The organism is Lutibacter sp. (genome assembly GCF_040883305.1).
Taxonomy (GTDB): domain Bacteria; phylum Bacteroidota; class Bacteroidia; order Flavobacteriales; family Flavobacteriaceae; genus Lutibacter.
This window is the reverse complement of sequence record NZ_JBFLKT010000230.1, coordinates 1-3796: the sequence shown is the minus strand read 5'-3', so window position 1 is coordinate 3796 and position 3796 is coordinate 1. Positions and strand designations below refer to the sequence as shown.

Sequence of the window (3796 nt, the reverse complement as noted above, 5' to 3'; positions counted from 1 at the left end):
TTTAAAGTTACAACACAAGTTGTTGAGAGTCAAGTTAAATAAGTGCTTTTATTGAATTATTTAATTTGTAGGAACAATATTGTAGAATTACAATTTTAAATTAAAAAGATTTATTTTTTTATTCTGAAAATTGATTTTTATTAATAATTTTTCAAAGAAAATTATAAAAGCACAATGCATTCTAAAAGTTTATTATTTATTTTCATTATAAATAGTTAATTAAGTGTTAATAATTGAATTTTAAATAACTATTTAGATAGTGTTTTATGGAGTATTTTTGAAACTTAATTTAAATTAACCATCAACAACACTTTATAATGAAAAAACTAATCACACTTTTTGCGATTTTAGTAACTGCGACTGTTACGGCTCAAAACTTTCAATTACATAACGATTTTGAAAGAGGACACCTCACAACTACGTTCGAATTATTTAAAATGGATAAATACGGTAATACGTTTACATTTATCGATTTTGATTACAATTCTGCAACTGGAACAAGTTTAGCATATTTTGAAATTGCACGTGTTTTAAAAACTGAAAAAATGCCAGTTGGTTTGCACGTTGAATACAACGCAGGACATACAAATGGTTTTACCATTCCTGAAGCTTGGATTTTTGGCGCTAATTACTCTAAAGGAAATGCAACTTGGGGATTCTCAACTTATGCTGGTTACAAAGCGTTTACAGGCGCTGGTGAAGGGAATTTCCAAATAACAGGAACTTGGTATTGGAATTTAGTACCTGAGAAATTAACCTTCTCTGGTTTTGCAGATTATTGGACAGAAAAAGGAGAGTTTGCTTTTGGTTATACAGACTTAAACGTGTTTTTAGCTGAACCTCAATTATGGTATCATTTAAATAAGAGTTTTTCAGTGGGAGGAGAACTTGAGATTTCTTCAAACTTTGGAGGAGGAAGCGATGCCATTAAAGGAAGACCAACTTTAGGAATTAAGTGGAATATTTAAACCGAAATTATGTTAGACAAATTTTTTAAAATAACAGAAAATAAATCAACTTTAAAAACAGAGATTGTAGCCGGAATTACCACTTTTATGACAATGGTGTATATTTTAGCTGTTAATCCAGGGATTTTAAGTGCAGCTGGAATGGACAAAGATGCAGTTTTTACTGCAACAGCTTTATCTGCAGTTATTGCAACTTTAGTAATGGCTTTAATTGCTAAATTACCTTTTGCCTTAGCACCAGGAATGGGATTAAATGCCTTTTTTGCATTTACGGTAGTACTTGGAATGGGTTATTCTTGGGAGTTTGCCTTAACAGCAGTTTTTTTAGAAGGAATCATCTTTATTTTACTAACAGCCTTTAATATTCGAGAGCTTATTGTTAACTCTATTCCTTTAAATTTAAAACATGCGGTTTCCGTAGGTATCGGATTATTTATTGCCTTTATTGGTTTAAAAGGAACTGGTTTAATAGTTGATAACCCAGCAACTTTAGTTAGCCTAGGAAGTATGAAAGAGCCAGCTGTTTTGGTTGGATTAGCCGGTGTTTTAATTATTGGTGTTTTATTAACAAAAAAGATAAAAGGTGCTATCTTAATTGGAATTTTAACATCAACTATTTTTGGTTTATTTGTTGGAGTAACTGTAATTCCAGATGATTTTACGTTGGTGAGTTTACCTCCATCAATAGAACCAATTTTCTTCAAATTTGACTTTTCACAAATATTTACAATAGATATGCTAATTGTACTATTTACATTCTTGTTTGTGGATATGTTTGATACGGTTGGTACTTTGGTTGGTGTTTCTTCTAAATCTGGAATGTTAGACAAAGACGGTAAAGTGCCAAGAGTAAAACAGGCTTTATTCGCAGATTCTATTGGTACTTTTGTAGGTGCAATATTAGGAACATCTACTGTAACTACGTATGTTGAAAGTGCGGCAGGTGTTGCAGAAGGTGGTAAAACAGGGATGACAGCCTTAACGGTTGCAATTATGTTTGCGTTGTCCTTATTTTTTGCTCCATTGTTTATGATTATTCCTGCGGCTGCAACAGCGCCTGCATTAATAATTGTTGGATTGTTTATGATTTCTCCAATAATGAAAATTGATTTAACAGATTTTACAGAAGCAATCCCAGCATTTTTTACAATTATAATGATGCCTTTAACCTATAGTATTGCTGAAGGTATTGTTTTTGGAATGTTATCGTTTGTATTATTAAAATTACTAACTGGCAGGTATAAAGAAGTAAAGCCAATAATGCTTATTATAGCAGTATTGTTTATAATTAAGTTCTTTGTTTAGAAAATAGTGGTAAGATTGAAAACCTTCTTAATTTTTAAGAAGGTTTTTTTTATGCTTATTTTTTAGAATTAAATTCTAGATTAATTTCTAATTATCAATTGATAAACGGTAAATTTCTCTAATGTCTTTTAATATTTTATCAAAATCTATTTTTAAATCTACTAATTTACCAGAATGAATATCCCACACCCAACCGTGTACAGTAATATGTTTATCTAAAATAGCTTTTTGAACGTCAGAAGTTTTTAAAACATTTACACACTGTTCTTGAACATTTAATTCAACCAATCTATCATATTTTTTTTCCTCGTCTTTAATTAAATCTAACTCCGTATGATGCAATCTATAGACATCTCTAATATTTCTTAACCACGGGTTTAAAATACCTAAATCTTCCGATTGCATTGCAGCTTTTACACCTCCACAAGAATAATGTCCACAAACCACAACGTGTTTAACATTTAAATGACTTACGGCATAATTAATAACTGACATTACATTTAAGTCTGTATTAGGAACCATATTTGCAATATTTCTATGAACAAAAACCTCTCCTGGTTGAACACCCATTAAATCTTCTGCAGACACTCTGCTGTCTGAACAACCGATGTATAATATTTGTGGACTTTGCCCTTTGCCTAAGTTTGTAAAGTAGTCCTCATCTTTATTTAGTTTTTCTGCTATCCACGCTTTGTTGTTTGTAAATATTTTTGAGATATCCAATTTTAATAGTTTTAGTTAATAGTATTTTTAATCTTTTTTGCAATATATAATTATTGTTTTAATTAAGGTCTGTTTTCCTTTTCACCATTATCATAATATTCCCATTCCCCAATTTTTTCATCATTTTTATAATTTCCAGCATAAATTAATTTCCCATATAAATTATAATATTTTGCTGAACCTTCTAGTTTTCCGTTATTATAATTTATATCGTCTAATAAAACGCCATTATCTGCAAAACGTTTTGCAGTTCCGTGTAATTTTCCAGCTTTATAATTAAGAATTTCGGAAATTTTCCCGGTTTTATAATAACTTTTATAGGCTCCATTTAAAAATCCATTTTCATAATTTTCTTCAATCATCAGTGTTTTTTCATCTGGGTAATAATACTGCCAGTTTCCAATTCTGTTTTTCCCAATCATTTCGCCAGTGCTTTCTAAAATTCCTTTAATAGTATAAAATTTAACAGTGGCAACGTTACTGTTAGTTTTAAATGTTTTAATAATTGTTGGATGTGTTGAATCTGTGATGTCATAATATTTAAAAACACCTATTTCTTTACCAGATTCAAAGGTTCCTTCGTATCTGATATTATTGTTCGAATACTGTTTTTTCCAAACACCGTGTCTTTTTCCGTTTAAATCGAATTTATTTACCTTCTCTTGAGCTTGAATTTGCATACAAAAGAACATTAAAAAACCAATAAATATGATATTATAAACTTTAAACCCCATAATATGTTAATCAACTTTAATAGTTTGTAACCAGTCTAAAAGGATTTTATATTGTTCTGGAGAAAC

Annotated in this window: 4 protein-coding genes; 2 read left to right on the top strand and 2 right to left on the bottom strand. The window is 29.9% G+C overall.

The genetic code is table 11. The features are described 5' to 3' along the window. The first annotated feature begins 317 nt into the window (after positions 1 to 317). Entirely contained in the window at positions 318 to 968 is a 651-nt protein-coding gene (locus AB1Z17_RS07195) for a DUF5020 family protein (protein WP_368051123.1), read from the top strand. A 9-nt stretch (positions 969 to 977) separates the two neighbouring features. Further along, the gene (locus AB1Z17_RS07190; RefSeq protein WP_368051122.1) at positions 978 to 2273 is read left to right on the top strand and encodes an NCS2 family permease; all 1296 of its coding nucleotides are present in this window, start codon (positions 978 to 980) and stop codon (positions 2271 to 2273) included. An 87-nt stretch (positions 2274 to 2360) separates the two neighbouring features. Here the strand turns inward: AB1Z17_RS07190 and AB1Z17_RS07185 are convergent, their stop codons facing one another. Both AB1Z17_RS07185 and AB1Z17_RS07180 read right to left on the bottom strand, forming a co-directional pair. Next, the gene (locus tag AB1Z17_RS07185; protein ID WP_368051121.1) at positions 2361 to 2996 is read right to left on the bottom strand and encodes a carbonic anhydrase; all 636 of its coding nucleotides are present in this window, start codon (positions 2994 to 2996) and stop codon (positions 2361 to 2363) included. A gap of 62 nt (positions 2997 to 3058) precedes the next feature. After that, the gene (locus AB1Z17_RS07180; protein WP_368051120.1) at positions 3059 to 3676 is read right to left on the bottom strand and encodes a toxin-antitoxin system YwqK family antitoxin; all 618 of its coding nucleotides are present in this window, start codon (positions 3674 to 3676) and stop codon (positions 3059 to 3061) included. Positions 3677 to 3796 lie beyond the last annotated feature (120 nt).